The following is an 18,885-nucleotide window of genomic DNA, read 5'->3' as shown; positions in this document are numbered from 1 at the left end:
TTGTTCACCGCACAGTTCGACCTCTCGCAGCGCAACCCCTTCGTCGCCGGCCACGTCGTGCGCGGCCGGGCGCTGATGCCCGGCCTGGCCTACGTGGACCTGATCCTCCAGGTCTTCGCCAAGCACGGGCACCGCTTCACCGAGCTGGAGTTGCGCAACCTGACCCTGACCGCGCCGCTGGCGGTGCCCGACGGCGCGTCGGTGCCGCTGACCGTCACCGCGCAGGAGGACCGGCCGGGCGTCTGGCGGGTCGAGGTGACCGCCGCCGGCAGCCCCGCCCCGGTGCTGCACGCCTCCGCCGAGGTGCACCGCGGCGCCCCCGCCGTCTTCGACGCCCGCATCGACCCGGCCACCGAGCGGGCCGCGGCCCGCGAGGTCACCGACCTGGACGAGGTCTACCGCCACTGCCGCACCGAGGAGTTGACGCACAGCGGCGCCATGAGGGCGCTCGGCCGCGTCCACCACCTCCCGGCGGCCGTCCTCATCGACGTCGAGGTGCCGGCGGCCGCCAGGGCGGACGCCGGGGAGTTCCTGGCCCACCCCGCCCTGCTGGACGCCTGCGCCGTCGCCGGCGGCTACGCGCACTCCCGCGACCGGCAGGGCCAGCCGCTCCACCTCCCGCTGTGCTACGAGTCGTTCCGGATCAGCGCCCCGCTCACCGCGCGCTGCCAGGCCCGGATCACGGCCGACGCGGTGCGCCGCACGAACGACCTGCTGTCGCTGTCCCTGGAGTTCTTCGACGAGCACGGGCGGCAGGTGGCGGAGTTGCGCGGCTTCACGAGCAAGCCGGCCCGCACCCCGCAGGCCCCCGCTCCCGCCACGACCCCGGCCCCTGTCGCACCCGCGCCGGGCGGCGGTGCGCAACTCCTGCTGTGCGCGCTGCTCGCGGACGAACTGGCCACCGCGCCCACCGCCGTGGACACCCGGGCCGGTTTCTACGAGATGGGCCTGGACTCCGCCGCACTGCTGCGCGTGGTCGGCGCGCTCCAGCGGCGACTGGACCGCACGCTGCCGCCGACCCTGCTGTTCGAGCACACCACCGTCGAGGCGCTCGCCCGATGGCTCGAAACCTCCTTCCCGCAGGCGGAGTTCGCGGTGCGTGCCACCGCCACCGCCACCGGCACCGCTGCCACCGCTACCGGCACCGGCGCGGCGCCCGCGGTCGCACCCCGACCCACGGCCGCCCCCGCCGCCCCTGCCGACTCCGCCGCACCCGCCGCCACCGCCGCCACCGGCGCCACTGACGACACCGACCTCGCCGTCATCGGCATGTCCGGCCGCTACCCCGGGGCCGGCGACCTCGACGCCTTCTGGGACAACCTGCGCGGTGGCCGCGACTGCGTCACCCCGATCCCGCAGGACCGCTGGGACCCGGCCGATTACCGGGGCGGCCGGCCGGGCGAACTCGGCTACAGCTACTGCGAGCGCGGCGGGTTCATCGACGGCGCCGACCGCTTCGACCCGCTGTTCTTCGCCATCGCACCGCGCGAGGCCGTCGCCATCGACCCGTTGGAGCGGCTGTTCCTGGAACACTCCTGGTCCGCCCTGGAGGACGCCGGGTACACCCGCGCCGCGCTGCGCGGCAGCGTGGGCGTCTACGCCGGGGTGATGTTCCAGGACTACCCGCTGTTCGCCGCCGAGCACACCGGTCCCGACGGGCGCCGCGTGGGCCTGGGCGCGGGCGGCGCCTCGATCGCCAACCGGGTCTCCTACGTCTGCGACTTCCACGGCCCGTCCATGATGGTGGACACCTCCTGCTCCAGCTCGCTGACCACGCTGCACCTGGCGGCCCGCGCCCTGCGCGCCGGCGAGGTCGACGCGGCACTGGTCGGCGGGGTCAACCTCTCCCTGCACCCCAACAAGTACCTGGTGCTCAGCCAGGGCGAGTTCCTCTCCGCCCAGGGCCGCTGCGCCGCGTTCGGGGCCGGCGCCGACGGCATGGTCCCCGGCGAGGGCGTGGGCGTGCTCGTCCTCAAGAGGCTGCGGGACGCCGAACGCGACGGCGACCACATCCACGGGGTCATCAAGGGCACCGCGGTCAACCACGGCGGCAAGGCGAGCGGCTTCACCGTCCCCAACCCGCAGGCCCAGCACGACGTGATCGCCGCGGCCCTCCAGGACGCCGGCGTGGACCCGGCCACCGTCAGCTACGTCGAGGCCCACGGCACCGGCACCGAACTGGGCGACCCGATCGAGGTCGCGGGTCTCACCCGGGCGCTCGGCGCGCGCCCCGCCGGCGCCCCGACCGTCGCCGTGGGCTCGGTGAAGTCCGGCATCGGACACCTGGAGGCCGCGGCCGGCATCGCCGGCGTGACCAAGGTGCTGCTCCAGATGCGCCACGGCGAACTGGTCCCGACCCTGCACGCCGACGAGCCCAACCCCCGCATCGACTTCACCGCCACGCCGCTGACCGTCAACACCGCACTGCGGCCCTGGCAGCGGCCGATGGTCGGCGGACAGGAGATCCCGCGGCGGGCCGGCGTCTCCAGCTTCGGCGCCGGCGGCTCCAACGCCCACGTGGTGCTGGAGGAGTACCGCGACGTGCGGGACCGCTCCGCGGGCCTGACCGGGCCCGCCGTGGTGGTGCTCTCCGCCCGGGACGGCGACCGGCTGCGGGAATACGCCGCCAGGCTGCGGGACTTCGTCGCCGGCGCGCCGTCCGCGACCGGCGGTGCGACCGCGCCCGACGGCACGCTCCGACAGCTGACCGCGCTCGCCGCGAAGGTCCGCGGCGTCGCCCCCGCGGACCTCGACCCCGACGCGGACCTCACCGCCGCGGGCTTCGAGGGCGTCGCCGGCGCCCGCCTGCTGCTGGGCATCGGCCGGGAGTTCGGACTGTCCCTGCCGCCCACCGCCGTCCACGACCACCCGTCCCTGACGGCACTCGCCCGCCACCTGCACGCCGCCGAACGGGCCGTGGACGGACCCGGCGGGTCCGCGCCGGCCGCCGCACCGCGCGAGCTGCCGCCCCTGCACGCACTCGCCCACACCCTGCTGACCGGGCGCGAGGCCCTGGCCGAGCGGCTCGCGGTGGTCGCGGGCGACCTGGGCGAACTCGCCGCCGAACTCGATGCGTTCCTGGCCGGCACGCCCTCGCCGAAGCTGTTCCACGGCAACACCACCGAGCAGCGCGCCGCCCGGGACCGCGAGCTCGTCGGGGACCGGGCGGACGAGGTGATCCGGGCCGCGGTGCACGGCGGGGACCTCACCGAGCCGGCCCAACTGTGGGTCAGCGGCGTCCCGGTGAGCTGGGACCTGCTGCACCCGCGCCGCCCGGTCCGGACCCCGCTGCCCACCTACCCGTTCGCCCGCGAGCGCCACTGGATCACCGACGCGCTGACCGGTGGGCGCCCGGCCCCGGCCGCCGCCGCGGCGCAGCCCGCCCCCGCCGGCCGGCCGCCGGTGCCCGCCGCGCCCTCGCTGCTCGCCGAGGTCGAGGAGGCGGTCGTCACCCGGCCGCGGGTCTACGAGGTCGAGTCGAGCCTGACGGACCTGTCCGCCTACCAGGACACGGTGGCCGAACTCAGCCACGTGTGCCGGGTCTCGCTGCTGAGCACCTTCCGCTCCATGGGGGCGCTGTGCGAGGCCGGCGAACGCACCACCCGGGACGGGCTGCGGGACCGGCTCGCGGTCGCCCCACAACACGGGCGGCTCTTCGACGCGCTGCTCGGCCTGCTCGCCGAGGCCGGCTACGTGCGCCTGGACGGCGACGCGGTGATCACCGCCGAGGTGACCGAGCACGACCTCCAGGCCGAGGTCGACCAACTGGCCGCGCGCAAGCGCGCCCTGCTGGAACGGGCCCCCGACAACGACGGCCTGCTCGCCGTCCTCGACGCCTGCCTGCGGGCCTACCCGCAGGTGCTCACCGGCCGCAAGGACCCGCTCGACGTGCTCTTCCCGGGCGGCTCCTTCGACCTGATGGACCAGATCTACAAGAACCAGCAGCAGACCAACGCGCTGATGGTCCAGGTCGTCGACGCGTACGTGCGCGAGCGGCTGGCCCGCGACCCGCAGGCCCGGGTGACCCTGTTGGAGATCGGGGCGGGCACCGGCGGCACCAGCCGCGGGGTGCTGGCCGCCCTGGAACCGCACGCCGACCGGCTGCGCTACCTCTACACCGACCTGGGCAGCAGCTTCGTCCAGTACGGCGCCAAGGAGTACGGCGGCCACTCCTTCGTGGAGTTCCGGCAGTTGGACGTCGAGCGCTCGCCGCAGGAGCAGGGCTTCGCGGCCGGCGAGGTCGACGTGGTGATCGCCAGCAACGTGCTGCACGCGACCCGGGACATCGGCCGCACCCTGACGCACGCCAAGTCCCTGATGCGCCCCGGCGGCCTGCTCGCCCTCTTCGAGATCACCCGGCTGCACGAGCTGCTGACCATCGCCTTCGGCCTGTTGGAGGGCTGGTGGGCGTTCGAGGACGAGCGGCTGCCGGGTTCGCCGCTGCTGAGCGTGCCGATGTGGCGCCGGGCCACGGAGCGGGTCGGCTTCCGCGGGATGCGGGTGCTCTCCGGCATGCCGCTGCGCGAGGACCGGCTCTCGGAGAGCGTGCTGCTGGCCGAGAGCGACGGCGCGCCCGTCGACCTGACGCGCGCCGCCGCCCCCGCCGTGCCTGCCGCGCCCGCCGTGACCCCGGCCCCGGCCCCGGCGCCCGCCGCGGTCCAGAAGCCGGCACCGGTGACGGCCCCGGCCCCGCGGCCCGCCCCGGCGCCCGCCGCACCTGTCGCACCCGTCGCCCAGACACCCGCCCAGGCACCCGTCGAGACGCCCGCCGCGGCCCCGGCCCCGACCGGCGGCACCGTCGAGCAGAGCACCGGGGACGACATCGAGCGCCTGGTGCGCGAGGCGTGGCAGGAGGTCCTGGGCGTCGCCCAGGTCGGGCCGGAGGACTCCTTCCAGGCCCTCGGCGGCGACTCGATCATGGCGTCCCGCATCAAGGCCCGGCTCAACGACGGCCTCCCCTTCGAACTGGAACTGCGCGACCTGATGACGGCCGACACGGTCCTCGCGATGGCCCGGCTGGTGGAGACCGAGGTCATCGAGAAGATCGACGAACTGCCCGAGGAGACCGTGCGGGCCATGTTCGCCCACTGACCCGGCCGCGCCGAGAAGAGGAATCCCATGTCACTGGACGATGTGCTGGCCGCCCGCCGGGCCCAGCTCTCGCCGTCGAAGCTCGCCCTGCTGGCCAAGCTGAAGGGCTCGGCCCAGGGCGGCACCCGCACGGCCATCCCGCGGCGCACCCGGCAGGGGCGCCTGCCGCTCTCCTTCCACCAGCAACGCATGTGGTCGCTGGACCAGTTGGTGCCCGACAGCCCCGCCTACAACGTGCCGCTCGCCTTCCGGCTGAACGGCCCGCTCCGCCCGGAGCTGCTGGCCCGCGCCGTCAACGAGGTCGTGCGGCGCCACGAGGTGCTGCGCACCACCTTCCCCAGCGAGGCCGGCGAGCCGTGGCAGGAGATCGCCCCGAGCCTGACCCTGCCACTGCCCGTGGTCGACCTGACCGGCCTGCCCCCGCAGGAGCGCGAGCCGGAGTTCCGGCGCCTGGCCCGGGAGGAGGCGGAACGCGCCTTCGACCTGAAGGAGGGGCCGCTGCTACGGGTGACCCTCTACCGGCTGGCCGACGACGCCCACGAGTTCCTGCTGAACACCCACCACATCGTCACCGACGGCTGGTCGATCAACAACTTCGTGCGGGAGATGCTGCTGCTCAACTCCGCGTACGAGGCCGGCCGGCCCTCCCCGCTGCCCGAACTCCCGCTCCAGTACGCCGACTACACGCTGTGGGAGCGCGAGCGGATGAGCGGCCGGGCCCTCCAGGAGCGCCTGGCGTACTGGCGCGGCCGGCTCGGCGACCGTCCGCCCGGCTCCGAACTGCCGCTGGACCACCCCCGGCCGCCCGTCCAGACCTTCCGCGGCGGCAGCACCCGCTTCGACCTGGAGCCGGAGCTCGCCGACGCGCTGCGCGAGGTGAGCCGCACCCACCACAGCACCCTGTTCGTCACCCTGGTGTCCGCGCTGAAGGTCCTGATGCACCGGTGGACCGGTGAGGACACCGTGGCCATCGGCACCCCGATCGCCAATCGGCACCACAAGGAGATCGAGGGGCTCATCGGCTTCTTCGTCAACACCCTGGTGCTCGACACCGACCTGTCAGGCAACCCGACGATGGCGGAGGTCCTGGACCGCGTCGGCGAGGTCGCCAAGGGCGCCTACGCCCACCAGGAGGTGCCCTTCGAGATCCTCGTGAACGAGTTCCGCCCGGAACAGGGCATGAGCATGAACCCGCTGTTCCAGGTGTGCTTCGCGCTCCAGACCGCGCCCGCGGACGAGGCCGGCGCGGACTCGATCCTCGGACCGGTGCAGGAGATCCGCAACGGCACCAGCAAGTTCGACCTGTGGATCTCCCTCGCCGAGCGGGAGGGGCTGCTCACCGGCTCGGTCGAGTACAACGCCGACATCTTCGAGCCCGCCACCATCGCCCGGTTCATCGACGCCTACCTCGTCCTGCTGCGCAGCGTCGCCGAGGCCCCGGAGCGCCGCATCGGCGACCTGCGGGTGCTCTCCGACGCCGAGCGGCACAAGGTCCTCGTCGAGTGGAACCGCACCGCCCGCGACTTCGGCGAACCGGGCCGGCGCACCCTGCACGACCTCGTCGCCGACCGGGCGGCGCGGTCCGCGCCGGGCGAACTCGCGGTGCGCTTCGAGGGCACCGGCCTGACCTTCACGGAACTGGACCGGCGGGCCAACCAGGTCGCCCACCTGCTGCGGGACCTGGGCGTCGGCCCCGGCCAGCCGGTCGCGGTGTGCATGGAACGCTCCCTGGAACTGGTGGTCGCCCTGCTCGGCGTCCTCAAGGCCGGCGGCGCGTACGTCCCCGTCGACCCCGGCTACCCCGCCGAGCGGCTCGCGTTCATGCTGTCCGACGCGGCCCCGGAGATCCTGCTCACCCAGGAACGGCTGTGCGCCGCACTGCCGGCGCACACCGCCCGCACGGTGTGCCTGGACGCGACCTGGCAGGCGCTGGACGGGCACCGCACCGAACCGCCGGAGCCGCTCGCCGGACCGGACGACCTCGCCTATCTGATCTACACCTCCGGCTCCACGGGCAAGCCCAAGGCCGCCCGGATCAGTCACAGGGCGATCGTCAACCGCCTGCTGTGGATGCAGGAGGAGTACGGGCTCACCGCCGAGGACCGGGTCCTGCAGAAGACGCCGTTCAGCTTCGACGTCTCGGTGTGGGAGTTCTTCTGGCCGCTGATCACCGGCGCCCGCATGGTGCTCGCCCGGCCCGGCGGCCACAAGGACCCCGGCTACCTCGCCGGCCTCATCCGGGACGAGCGCATCACCACGCTCCACTTCGTGCCCTCCATGCTCCAGGTCTTCCTGGAGGAGCCGGACATCGAGGCGGCCACCGGCTCGGTCGTCCGGGTCTTCGCCAGCGGGGAGGCCCTCCCGTACGCGACCCAGGAGCGGTTCTACGCACGGCTGGCCACCGCCCGGCTGCACAACCTCTACGGCCCCACCGAGGCCGCCGTGGACGTCACCCACTGGGCCTGCCCGCCCACCGGCGGCCCGCGCGTCGTCCCCATCGGCCGACCGGTCGCCAACACCCGCATCCACATCCTGGACCGGTACCTCAACCCCGTACCGGCCGGTGCCCCCGGCGAGCTGTACATCGGCGGAGTCCAGGTGGCCCAGGGCTACCACAACCGGCCCGAGATGACCCGGGAGCGGTTCGTCCCCGACCCGTTCGACGCGACCCCCGGCGGGCGGCTCTACAAGACCGGTGACCTCGCCCGCTACCTCGCGGACGGCACCATCGAGTACCGCGGCCGCACCGACTTCCAGGTCAAGGTCCGCGGCTTCCGCATCGAACCCGGCGAGATCGAGACCGCCCTGTGCGCACACCCCGACGTCCGCGAGGCGGCGGTGCTCGCCCGCGGCACCGGGCCGGACGGCGACGACGGCGCCGAGGAGCACAAGCGGCTGATCGCCTACGTCGTGCCCCAGCCGGGCGCCGACGCGGACGCCGACGGCGAGGAGCAGGTGGCCGAGTGGGAGAGCGTCTTCAGCCGCACCTACACCGAGGAACCCGGCACCGACGACGGCGACTTCAACATCGTCGGCTGGAACTCCAGCTACACCGGCGAGCCGCTGCCCGCGCACGAGATGCGGGTGTGGGTGGAGACCACCGTCGACCGCATCCGTGCGCTCGCCCCCGACCGCGTCCTGGAGATCGGCTGCGGCACCGGCCTGCTGCTGTCCCGGATCGCCCCGCACTGCACGTACTACCTCGGCACCGACATCTCCCAACAGGGCCTGGACTTCGTCCGCGACCGGATCGTCGGACCGCTCACCGGCACCGCCCGGGTGGAACTTCAGAAGCGGGACGCCGATGACTTCGAAGGGCTGGCGGAGGGCGCCTTCGACGTCGTCGTGATCAACTCGGTCGCCCAGTACTTCCCCGACGTGACCTACCTCAGGTCGGTCATCGAGCGGGCCGTGGCACGCCTGCGCCCCGGCGGCACCCTCTTCCTCGGCGACCTGCGCAGCCTGCCGCTGCTGGAGACCTTCCACACCGAAGTGGAGACGCACCGCGCACCGGACGCGCTGCCGGTGGCCCAACTGCGCCAACGGGTGGCCGAACGCCTCGCCCAGGAGCAGGAGTTGGCCGTCGACCCGGAGCTGTTCGAGGTGCTCCGGGACGAACTGCCGCGGCTGGCCGCGGTCGAGGTGATGATGAAGCGGGGCGACCACGCCAACGAGCTGACCCGCTACCGCTACGACGTGGCCCTGCACGTGGGCGAGGAGCCCCCGACGCCCCTCGCACCACGGCGGCTCGCCTGGGGCACCGCCAGCGCACCGGAGACCGTCCGGCGCCTCCTCGCCGACGACGCGCCCGAGGCCCTGCTCATCGAGGACGTGCCCAACCCCCGCCTCCACGAGGCCAACGGGGCACGGGCCGCACTCGGCACCCTGCCGCCCGCGGCCACCGCCGCGGAGCTGCGCCAGCACACGGCCCCGGGCGCCCAGGACGCGGCCGACCCCGAGCAGTGGTGGCGCCTGGCCGCCGAGGCGGGCTACCGCGCCGAGGTCCGCTGGAGCCGCGGACGCACCGACGGCAGCTACGACGTGCTGCTGCACCGCGGCGCCCCCGGCGCCCCGACCGGCGACGACCGCGGCCGACCCCGGCCCCTGCACACCTACGCCAACCACCCGTCGCTGCACCGGCTCAGCCGCCGCCTCACGGCCCAGATGCACACCTTCCTACGGGACCGGCTCCCGGAGTTCATGGTGCCGTCGGCGGTCGTGGCGCTGCCCGCGATGCCCACCGACGCCAACGGCAAGCTCGACCGCCGGTCGCTGCCGCTGCCGGTGCTGTCCGCCGCCGGCACCACCGGCGACCACGTCGCCCCCCGCACGCCCGAGGAGGCGGCCCTGGCCGAGGTGTGGGCGGAGGTGCTGGGTGGCCAGGAAGCCGGCGTCCACACCAACTTCTTCCAGGCGGGCGGCGATTCGATCCTGAGCATCCGGCTGGTGAACAGGGCCAACCAGCGCGGCTTCGCCTTCACCGCCCAGGACGTCTTCACCTACAAGACGGTCGCCGAACTGGCCCGGGTGGCCGGCGAACGCGGCGCCGGGGCGACCGGGGCAGCCGCCCCGGACACCACCCCGGACGCCGAGGCGCTGCGCCGGGCCCGCGAGACCTTCCCCGACGCGGTGGACGCCTACCCGCTCAGCAGCACCCAGGACACCGTCCTGCACCGGCTGCTGCACACCCGCGAGCCCGGCGCCAACGTCGTCCACCAGCGGTGGCGGATCACCGGCGCGGGCTTCGACCCGGACGCCTTCGCCCGCGCCTGGCAGCACACCGTGGACCGCTTCCCGGTCCTGCGCACCTCGTTCCTGTGGGAGGGCCTGGACGAGCCGCTCCAGGTCGTCCACCCCGAGGTGGTGCTCGACGTGCACCGCGCCGACTGGCGCGACCTGAAGCCCGCCGAACAGGACCGCAGGCTCCAGGCGTACGTCGCCGCCCGCCGCCGCCGGGGCTTCGACCCGGCGCGGACCCCGCAGACCCACGTGGCGCTGTTCCGCACCGGCGAGGACACCTACGAATACCTGTACATGTTCAACCTCGCCCTCCAGGACGGCTGGAGCTACCCCCTCATCATGGCGGTGCTGTTCGACGCCTACGAGGCGCTGGCCGACGGGCGGGAACCGGCGACCGTGCCACCGGACACCGTCTACCGCGACTTCTGCGTCGCCCAGCACCGGCGCGACGCGAGGGCCGCCGAGGAGTTCTGGCGTGCCGAACTCGCCGGACTCGCGCTGCCCGCCCCGGCCCTGGTCGCCCCCCGCGCCGCGCGCACCCCCGTGCCCGAGGTGCCCGAGGTGCCCGAGGAACCCGACCTGCTGCACGACGGGCTGCTGGTGCCGGACGCGACCACCACCGCCCTGGCCGCCCTCGCCAAGGAGTACGAACTCACCCCGTTCACCTTCCTCCAGGCCGCGTGGGCGCTGTCGCTGTACGCCGAGTCGGGCGCCCCGGACGTCGTCTTCGGCGCGGTCTTCTCCGGTCGCGGCAGCTCCCTGGTCGACGTCGACCGCGGGGTGGGCCAGTTCTTCAACATCCTCCCGGTCCGGGTGCACGTCGCCCCGGACGCCAAGGTGCGGGAGTGGCTGAACGCGCTCCAGGACAAGGTCGGCGAGATCGCCCGGCACGAGCACGTCCCGGTCCGCCGCCTGTACGAGTGGGCGGGCAGAGCACGCGAGGAGTTCCTCTTCGACAGCTACCTCGTCAACGAGACCTTCCCCGAACTCCCCTCGCTCTTCGGCCGGTTCGGCGACGAACTGGGCGCCGAGCCGGTGGAGTTCATCAACCAGACCGAGCACCCCCTGCGCATCGAAGCGATCTTCATGGACTCCCACCTCGTGCTGAACCTCAACTCCTACTCCGGCGACGCCCCGCCCGGCCGGGGCCGGGCCCGCCTCGACGCCTTCGCCCGGCTCCTGGCGGACCTGGTCGCCGACCCCGACCGCACCCTCGGCGCCCTGCTCGCCGACGCCGGCCGCCGTGCGGAGGTCGCGCGATGACCTCGACCACCGCCACCCCCCTGTCGACGGGCGCCCGCCGCAAGCTGGTGCTGGTGCTTGCCCTCCCGGTGATCGCCGAGAACCTCCTCGAAGCCCTGATGCAGGTCGTCGACTCCTACCTGGTCTCCGGCCTCGGCGACGAGGCGCTGGCGGGCGTCGGCGGCGCGTTACAGGTGCTGTTCTTCCTGCTCGCCGTGCTCGGTTCGCTCTCGATCGGCGTCTCGGTGCTGGTGTCGCAGGTCTTCGGCGCCGGGGACCTGCCCGGCGTCGCCCGCCTCGCCCGCCAGGCACTGCTGCTCACCGCGGTGCTCTCGGTGCCGGTCGCGATCCTCGGCTACCTGCTCGCCGGGCCCGTCATCGGGCTCTTCGGCATGGACGCCGGGGTCGCGCGGATCGCCACCGAGTACCTGAAGGTGACCATGGCCACCATCGTGGTCCTGGTCGGCCTCTACACCGCCGGCGGCGTGCTCCGCGGCATCGGCGACACCCGCAGCCCGATGCTGATCACGGCGCTGGCCAACGTGTTGAACGTGGTGCTGGCCTACGCCCTGATCCACGGCTCGTTCGGGCTGCCCGCACTCGGCGCCGTCGGCAGCGCCTGGGGCACCTTCATCGCCCGGGCCATCGCCCTGGCCCTGATGCTGGCCCTGCTCGTCAAGGGCCGCAACGGGGTGTCGATCGGCGGTCGCGGCTGGCGGCTGGGCGGCGACGCCAGCGCCCGCATCTGGAAGATCAGCGCGCCCGCGGTGATCGAGCAGGTCCTGACGTCCGGCGCCTTCCTGTTCCTGGCGGCGGTCATCGCCCACCTCGGCACGGCGTCCCTGGCGGCGCACCGGGTCGTGCAGAACGCCATGTCGATCTTCTTCCTCACCGGTATCGGCTTCTCCACCGCGGCCATGGTGCTGGTCGGACAGAGCGTGGGCGCGCAGCGGATCCACGACGGCGTGGCCGCCCTGCGCATCGCCACCCGCTGGGCGGTGGGCGCACTGGTCGTCCAGGCCGTGGTGGTGCTGGTCTTCGCGCCGCAGATCATGGGGCTGTTCGCCGACGACCCCTCGGTGACCGGCCCGGGCGCCGACGCCCTGCGGATGCTCGCGCTCGCCCAACCGTTCTGGGCGGTGCTCTTCGTCCAGTCCGCCGGCGTCCGCGGCACCGGCAACACCCGCTGGCCCCTGGTGGTCACCGGCACCGGCATGGTCGTGATGGTCCTGCTGTCCTACCTGGCGATGCGGGCCGGCGGCGGCCTCGGCCTGACCTGGAGCACCGGGCTGGTCGTCGTCCCCGTCGTCGGCGCCCTCCACTGGTGGCGCTTCCGGCGCACCGTGGCCGACCTCCCCGCACCACCCGCCGGCGCGACCGGCCCGCACCCCGACACCCAGGAGGTTTCCCCATGACCGACGGGGTCAGCACCGTCTTCATGTTTTCCGGACAGGGCTCGCAGTACTACCAGATGGGCCGCGACCTCTACGAGGGCGAGCCGGTCTTCGCCGCGGCCATGCGGCGGATGGACGAGGTGGTCCGCGACGAACTGGGCACCTCGGTGCTCGACACCCTCTACGACGACGACCGCTCCAAGGCCCAGCCGTTCCTGGACACGGCCGTCACCCACCCGGCCATCGTCATGGTCGAACTCGCCCTGGCCGAGATGCTGATGGCCGAGGGCATCCAGCCGGACCTGCTGCTCGGCGCGAGCCTGGGCGAGTTCGTCACCGGCGTGCTCTCCGGGGCGCTGGCCGAGGAGGACTGCCTGCGGATGCTCATCCGCCAGGCCCGCGCCCTGGACGACTGCCCGCGCGGCGGGATGCTCGCCGTCCTGGGCCCGCTCGCCCTCTACGACACCCTGCCCGAACTGCGCGACCACACCGACCTGGCCGCCCGCAACTACGACCAGCACTTCGTCGTCGCCGGCGCCGAAGCGGCCTTGCTCGGCGCCGAGGCCCGGCTGCGCGCCGACGGCGTCCCGTACCAGCGGGTGCCGGTCGAACAGGGCTTCCACTCCCGGCTGATGGACCCCGCCCACGCCGCCTGCGCGGCCACCATGGAGCACGTGCGCATCGGCCGGCCGGCGCTCCCGCTGGTCTCCTGCGCCACCGGCGGGCCGCTGACGGAACTGAGCGCGGCGCACTTCTGGCGGGTCGCCCGCGAACCCATCGAGTTCCAGCGCGCGGTCACCGGCCTGGAGGACCAGGGCTCCTACCGCTACCTGGACCTCGGCCCCTCCGGCACGCTGCACAACTTCGTCCGCAACAATCTCGCACCCGGCTCGGCGTCGGTCTCCCTACCCCTGCTCAGCCCCTTCGGCAGGAACGCGGCGCTGCTGGCCGCCGTGCGCCAGGAGATCACCGCACGCCGGCCGCGGCGCACCGAGGCGAAAGGCAAGGGCATGAAGGTCTACGGCTTCCCCGGGCAGGGCTCGCAGGTCAAGGGCATGGGCAAGGGGCTCTTCGAGGAGTTCCCCGACTACACCGCCACGGCCGACGCGGTGCTCGGCTACTCCATCGAGCGGCTGTGCGTCGAGGACCCCGACAAGGAGCTCAGCCTGACGCAGTTCACCCAGCCCGCGCTCTACACGGTCGGGGTGCTGTCCTACCTCAAGCGCCTCAAGGAGGACCCCGAGCCACCGTCGTACGTCATCGGGCACAGCCTGGGCGAGTACGTCGCGCTGTTCGCCGCCGGCGTCTTCGACTTCGAGACCGGGCTGCGGCTCGTCCGGCACCGGGCCCAGCTGACCGCACGGTCCGAGGGCGGCGGCATGGCCGCCGTCGTCGGCTGCGACCAGGCGAAGGTCGAGGAGACCCTGCGCCGGCCGGAACTCGCCGGACTCACCATCGCGAATTACAACTCACCGGAACAGTTCGTGCTCACCGGGGCGCGCGACAAAATCGATGTGGCGCGGGCCTTCTTCGAAGCCGACGGCGCCTTCTACACCCGGCTTCGGGTAAGCGGCGCGTTCCACTCGGAATTCATGCGACCGGCCTCCGAGGAATTCGCGGCATTCCTCGCGCAGTTCGAACTGAAAGCGCCGAGCATTCCGGTCGTCTCCAATGCGGACGCCCGCTGCTATCCGAACGAACCGGACCGCATCGCCGATACCCTCACCCGCCAGATATGGAGCGGCGTGCAGTGGATCGACACCGTTCGCTACCTCATGGGACAGCAGGAGGACTTCACCTTCGAGGAAGTGGGTCCGGGAACCGTCCTGACGAAACTCGTCAAGAAGATCCGGGACCGGGCGACCCCGCTGCGCATCGAAGAGCCCCGACCCGCCGCGGCCGCCCCCCACCCGCAACCGCAGGCCGTCCCGACCCCGCAACCGCAGCCCGCCCCGACCCCGCTGCCGACGCCCGCACCGCACCCCGAACCCGTCGCCCGGCCCCGCCCGGAACCGGTGGCCGCCCCCCACCCGGAACCCGCGGTCGCCGCCCCCGCGCCCCGGGCCACCACCGCCCTCGACGCCGAAGCGCTGGGCGCCGACGGCTTCCGCCGCCGCTACGGCCTGCGCCACGCCTACCTCGCGGGCGGCATGTACCGCGGCGTCTCCGGCGCCGACCTCCTGATCAGGCTCGGCAAGGCCGGTGGACTGGGCTTCTTCGGCACCGGCGGACTGCCCCTCGCCGACGTCGAGGACGGGCTGCGCACGGTCATCGCCGCCCTCGGCGACGACGCCCCCTTCGGGGCGAACCTGCTCCACCAGCACGCCGACCCCGAACGGGAGGCGGCGCTGGTCGACCTGTTCCTGCGGCTCGGCGTGCGCACCGTGGAGGCGTCCGGCTTCCTCCAGATCACCCCGGCCCTGGTGAAGTACCGCTTCAAGGGCGGCCGGGTCCTGGCGAAGGCGTCCCGCGCCGACACCGCCCGCGCCTTCCTCTCCCCGCCGCCGCGCGCCGTGGTGGACCGGCTGCTGGAACGCCGGGAGATCACCGAGGCCGAGATCGCCCGCTACGGCGACCTGCCGGTCGCCGACGACCTGTGCGTGGAGGCGGACGGCTGGCACCAGGCGACCGGCGACCTGACCACCCTGCTGCCGACCGTCCTGCGGCTGCGCGACGAACTGGCCACCGCCGGCCCCCGGGTCCACGTGGGCGCGGCCGGCGGCATCGGCACCCCGGAGGCCGCCGCCTCGGCGTTCCTGCTGGGCGCGGAGTTCCTGCTCACCGGCTCCGTCAACCAGTGCACCGTGCAGGCCGCCACCAGCGAGGCCGTCAAGCAGATGCTCCAGGACGCCGAGGTCCACGACGTGGACGCCGCCCCGTGGGGCGAGGAGTTCGAGCTCGGCGGGCGGGTCCGCACCCTCAAGCGCGGGGTGTTCCAGCCCGCCCGCGCCGCCAAGCTCCACGAACTGTGGCGCCGGCACGCCGCGTTCGAGGAGGTGGACGCCGCCACCCGCGACCAGGTGGAGCACAAGTACCTGCGCCGCCCGTTCGCCGAGGTCTGGGCCGAACTCGCCGCGGACCACGGTGCCACCGCCGCGCCCGGGCAGTACACCGGCAAGCAGCGGATGGCGCGGGTCTTCCGCTGGTACCTGGACCGCTGCCTGGACTTCGCGGCCCAGGGCGACCCCGACCGCCGCGTCGACTACGCCGTGTACTGCGGGCCCGCCCTGGGGGCGTTCAACGCCTGGGTGCGCGGCACCGACCTGGAGGACTGGCGCGGCCGCCACGTGGACGTGGTCGCCGACCGGCTCATGACGTCCGCCGCCCAACTCCTGCGGGACCGCTTCGCCACCCTGGTGGGCCGGGCCGACTGACCCCGGTACGACGACGGCCCGCCGGACCCCCGAAGGGTCCGGCGGGCCGCCGGGCGCGCGCCGCCGTGCCGGGGCTCAGCGGGCGGTGAGCGCCGCCCACACCGGCTTGTCGGGCCGCAGGTTGCCGGTCTGCTGGTAGGAGATCGACTCCTCCAGCGACTCGATGCGGAACTTCCGCACCACCGCCTCCAGCAGCACGGTGGCGGCCAGCAGCGCGAAGTGCTCGCCGATGCAGACGTGCGGACCGCCCCCGAACGGCAGGTAGGCGTAGCGGGGCCGGTCGTGCTCGCCGACGAAGCGGTGCGGGTCGAACCGCTCCGGCTCGGGCCAGAACTCCGGGTGGCGGTGCGTCACCCAGGGCGAGAGGAACACCGCGGTCCCCGCCGGCACCCGGTACCCGCCGAGCACGATGTCGGCGGTGGCCAGGTGCTCGGTCATGTAGACCGGCGGGTAGAGCCGCATCGACTCCAGCAGGCTCGCGCGCGCCAGCGACTCGCGCTGCTGCGCGAACTCCGCCGGCGTGCCGCCCCCACGGGTGTACTCCAGCGCCTCGTCGGCCACCGCCTGCTGCACCTCGGCGTGGCGCCCCAGCAGGTGCAGCGCGAAGGTCAGCGCGGTCGCGGTGGTCTCGTGGCCGGCCATCATCATCAGCAGCGTCTGGTCCCGGATCTCGGCGTCCGAGAGCCCCGCGCCGGTCTCCGGGTCCCGGGCGGTGCGCAGCCGGGTGACGATGTCGTCCCGCTCGGCCCCGCCGGCCTCCGCGTCGCTGCGCGCCAGGATCCGGTCGATCAGGGCGTACAGCTGGGCCTTGGTGCGCAGGAACGCGCGGTTGCGCGGCGTCGGCAGGGCCAGCGGCGGCTTCAGGAGCTGGGTGGTCCGGCCGATGATCAGCTCGTTGGTGAGCGGGATCAGCTTGTGCAGCTCCGGCGCGGTGTAGTCGATGTCTCCGCTGAACAGCGCCCGGCCCACCACCCGCAGCGAGTAGCGCAGCATCAGCCGGTGCAGGTCCACGCGGTCGGCGGTGGTCCCGGCCGGTACGTCCTCGGCGACGATCCGGGCCGCCTCGGCCGCCATCAGGTCGGTGTACTGCGCGACCCGCTTGGGCGTGAACAGCGGTTGGAGCGTGCGGCGCTGGCGGCGCCACTCCGCGCCGTCGGTGGTCATCAGGTTGCGCCCGATCATGTCGTCCAGTACCTGGGTGCTGGACGGGCCGCGGCCGATGGTCCGCTCGGTCTCGGTGAGGACCTGCCGGGCCGCGTCGGGGTGGTACGCCGCCACGACGACCTTCCCCAGCGGGCCCTTGCGGGGACCGAAGGGGAAGGCGACCAGGTCACCGTGGTCGCGGTGGGCGCGCGCCAGCACCGCGATGGGGTCGCGCAGGAACTCGGGGGCGACGCCCGCGACGCCGCTGCCCTGCGGGCCCGGGACGTCGGCGAACGCCGCGATCTGCTCAGTGGTGGTCATCGGTTCTCCGTCCGTTCGTCCGCGCCGGCCGGCTCAACGGCGGGTGAAGGTGGTGCGGACATCGCGGTCCGGACGGATGCTGTTGAGGACCTTCATCGAGATCTGCTCGTCGTGCGAGGTGAGCTGGTACTTGCGCAGCAGCGCCTCCATCAGGATGGAGGAGGCCAGCAGCGCGAAGTGCTCGCCGATGCACACCCGCGGACCGCCGCCGAAGGGGAAGTACGCGTAGCGCGGGCGGTCGGCCTGCTTCCCGACGAAGCGGTCCGGGTCGAACCGCTCGGGGTCCGGCCAGAACTCCGGGTGGCGGTGCGTCACCCACGGCACCAGGAAGACCGAGGTGCCCTTCGGGACGTGGTAGCCGTTCAGCTCCAGGTCCTCGTTGGCGACCCGCTCGGTCATGTGCACCGAAGGGAACAGCCGCAGGCCCTCGTTGAGCGCCGCCCGGCCCAGCGTGTCGCGGTTCTGCGCGTACTCGGCGCCGGTGCCGCCCGCCGCGTGGTGCGCGTCGATCTCCGCGGCGATCGCCTTCTGGACGTCGCCGTGCCGCCCGATCTGGTGCAGGCCGAACGTCAGCCCCATGGCGGTGGTCTCGTGACCGGCCATGAACAGCAGCAGCGCCTCGTTGCGGACCTCCTGCTCGGTCAGCGGCTCGTCGCTCTCGGGGTCCCGCGCCTCGCGCAGCCGGGAGACGATGTTGTCCTCGGACGACGCGGCGTCGCCGCTGCCGCTGCGCTCGATGACCCGCTGGATGAGGTCGTACAGCGCGTCCCGGGTGCGCACGAACATGCGGTTCGTCGGCGACGGGAACTTCAGCGGGAGCTTGGGGATCTGGGTGGTCCTGGCCATGATCCCGCGGTTGGCGTCGGGGATCAGCGCGTGCAGCTCGGCCTCCGCGTCGTCGAGGTCGCCGCCGAACAGCGCCCGGCCCACGACCCGTAGCGAGTAGCGCATCATGGCCTGGTGCAGGTCGATCTCGGTGCCCTCGAACTGCTCGTGCTCGGCGATGATGCGCTCCGCCTCGGCGGCCATCAGCTCGGTGTACCGCGCGACGCGCTTGGGCGTGAACAGCGGCTGGAGGATGTGCCGGCGGCGGCGCCAGTACGGGCCCTCGGTGGTCATCAGCCCGCGGCCGACCAGCTCGTAGGTGGCACGGAAGCCGTCGGTGTCCCGGCCGAAGGTCCGCTCGGTGTCCATCAGCAACTGGTGGACCAGGTCGGGGTGGTAGACGGCGAGGATGGTCTTGCCCAGCGGACCCTTGCGGGGGCCGAAGCGGTAGGCGACCAGATCGCCGTGCTCCTGGAAACCCCTCGTCAGGAAACCGAGGGGATCGGCGTTGAAATCCGGGAGCAGCCCCGCCAGGGCGTGCCCTTTCGGTCCAGGGATGTCATGGAACGGACGTAGTTGAGCCGTGGTGGACATGCTTTCCTCTCCCCGTGCCCGACGCGCTAGGCGAGGTGACCGCCTTCGTGACGGTGGCTCCTCGGCAGTCGGAACCGCAGCGATCGACAGCCAAAATTCGCGGAACGAACTTGCCGGGTCCGGTTAAAAGGTCGCTTTCGGTCCGGCAGTTGACTCAGATG

The 18,885-nt window shown here is 73.4% G+C and carries 6 protein-coding genes; 4 read left to right on the top strand and 2 right to left on the bottom strand.

Annotation, left to right across the window (positions count from 1 at the left end; translation table 11 throughout):
- The 4 genes from ACLJT4_RS18795 to fabD are packed head-to-tail and all read left to right on the top strand — an operon-like array spanning position 1 to position 15,841.
- Positions 1-5,091, top strand: coding sequence for a beta-ketoacyl synthase N-terminal-like domain-containing protein (locus tag ACLJT4_RS18795; RefSeq protein WP_411123405.1), 5,091 nt, complete (start codon positions 1-3; stop codon positions 5,089-5,091).
- 27 nt (positions 5,092-5,118) lie between these two features.
- Entirely contained in the window at positions 5,119-11,094 is a 5,976-nt protein-coding gene (locus ACLJT4_RS18790) for an amino acid adenylation domain-containing protein (RefSeq protein WP_411123404.1), read from the top strand.
- Entirely contained in the window at positions 11,091-12,488 is a 1,398-nt protein-coding gene (locus ACLJT4_RS18785; protein ID WP_411123403.1) for an MATE family efflux transporter, read from the top strand. Before ACLJT4_RS18790 ends, ACLJT4_RS18785 begins: the two co-directional genes overlap by 4 nt.
- The gene (gene fabD, locus ACLJT4_RS18780) at positions 12,485-15,841 is read left to right on the top strand and encodes an ACP S-malonyltransferase (RefSeq protein ID WP_411123402.1); all 3,357 of its coding nucleotides are present in this window, start codon (positions 12,485-12,487) and stop codon (positions 15,839-15,841) included. Before ACLJT4_RS18785 ends, fabD begins: the two co-directional genes overlap by 4 nt.
- A 75-nt stretch (positions 15,842-15,916) precedes the next feature.
- Here the strand turns inward: fabD and ACLJT4_RS18775 are convergent, their stop codons facing one another.
- The gene (locus ACLJT4_RS18775) at positions 15,917-17,305 is read right to left on the bottom strand and encodes a cytochrome P450 (protein ID WP_038521790.1); all 1,389 of its coding nucleotides are present in this window, start codon (positions 17,303-17,305) and stop codon (positions 15,917-15,919) included.
- A 33-nt stretch (positions 17,306-17,338) separates the two neighbouring features.
- Positions 17,339-18,724, bottom strand: a complete 1,386-nt coding sequence (locus tag ACLJT4_RS18770; protein ID WP_411123401.1) for a cytochrome P450 — start codon at positions 18,722-18,724, stop codon at positions 17,339-17,341.
- Between the last annotated feature and the right edge of the window lie 161 nt (positions 18,725-18,885).

Source organism: Streptomyces sp. x-19 (assembly GCF_046549115.1).
In the GTDB taxonomy this organism is placed as follows: domain Bacteria; phylum Actinomycetota; class Actinomycetes; order Streptomycetales; family Streptomycetaceae; genus Streptomyces; species Streptomyces albulus_C.
This window is presented reverse-complemented; position numbering and strand designations above follow the sequence as displayed.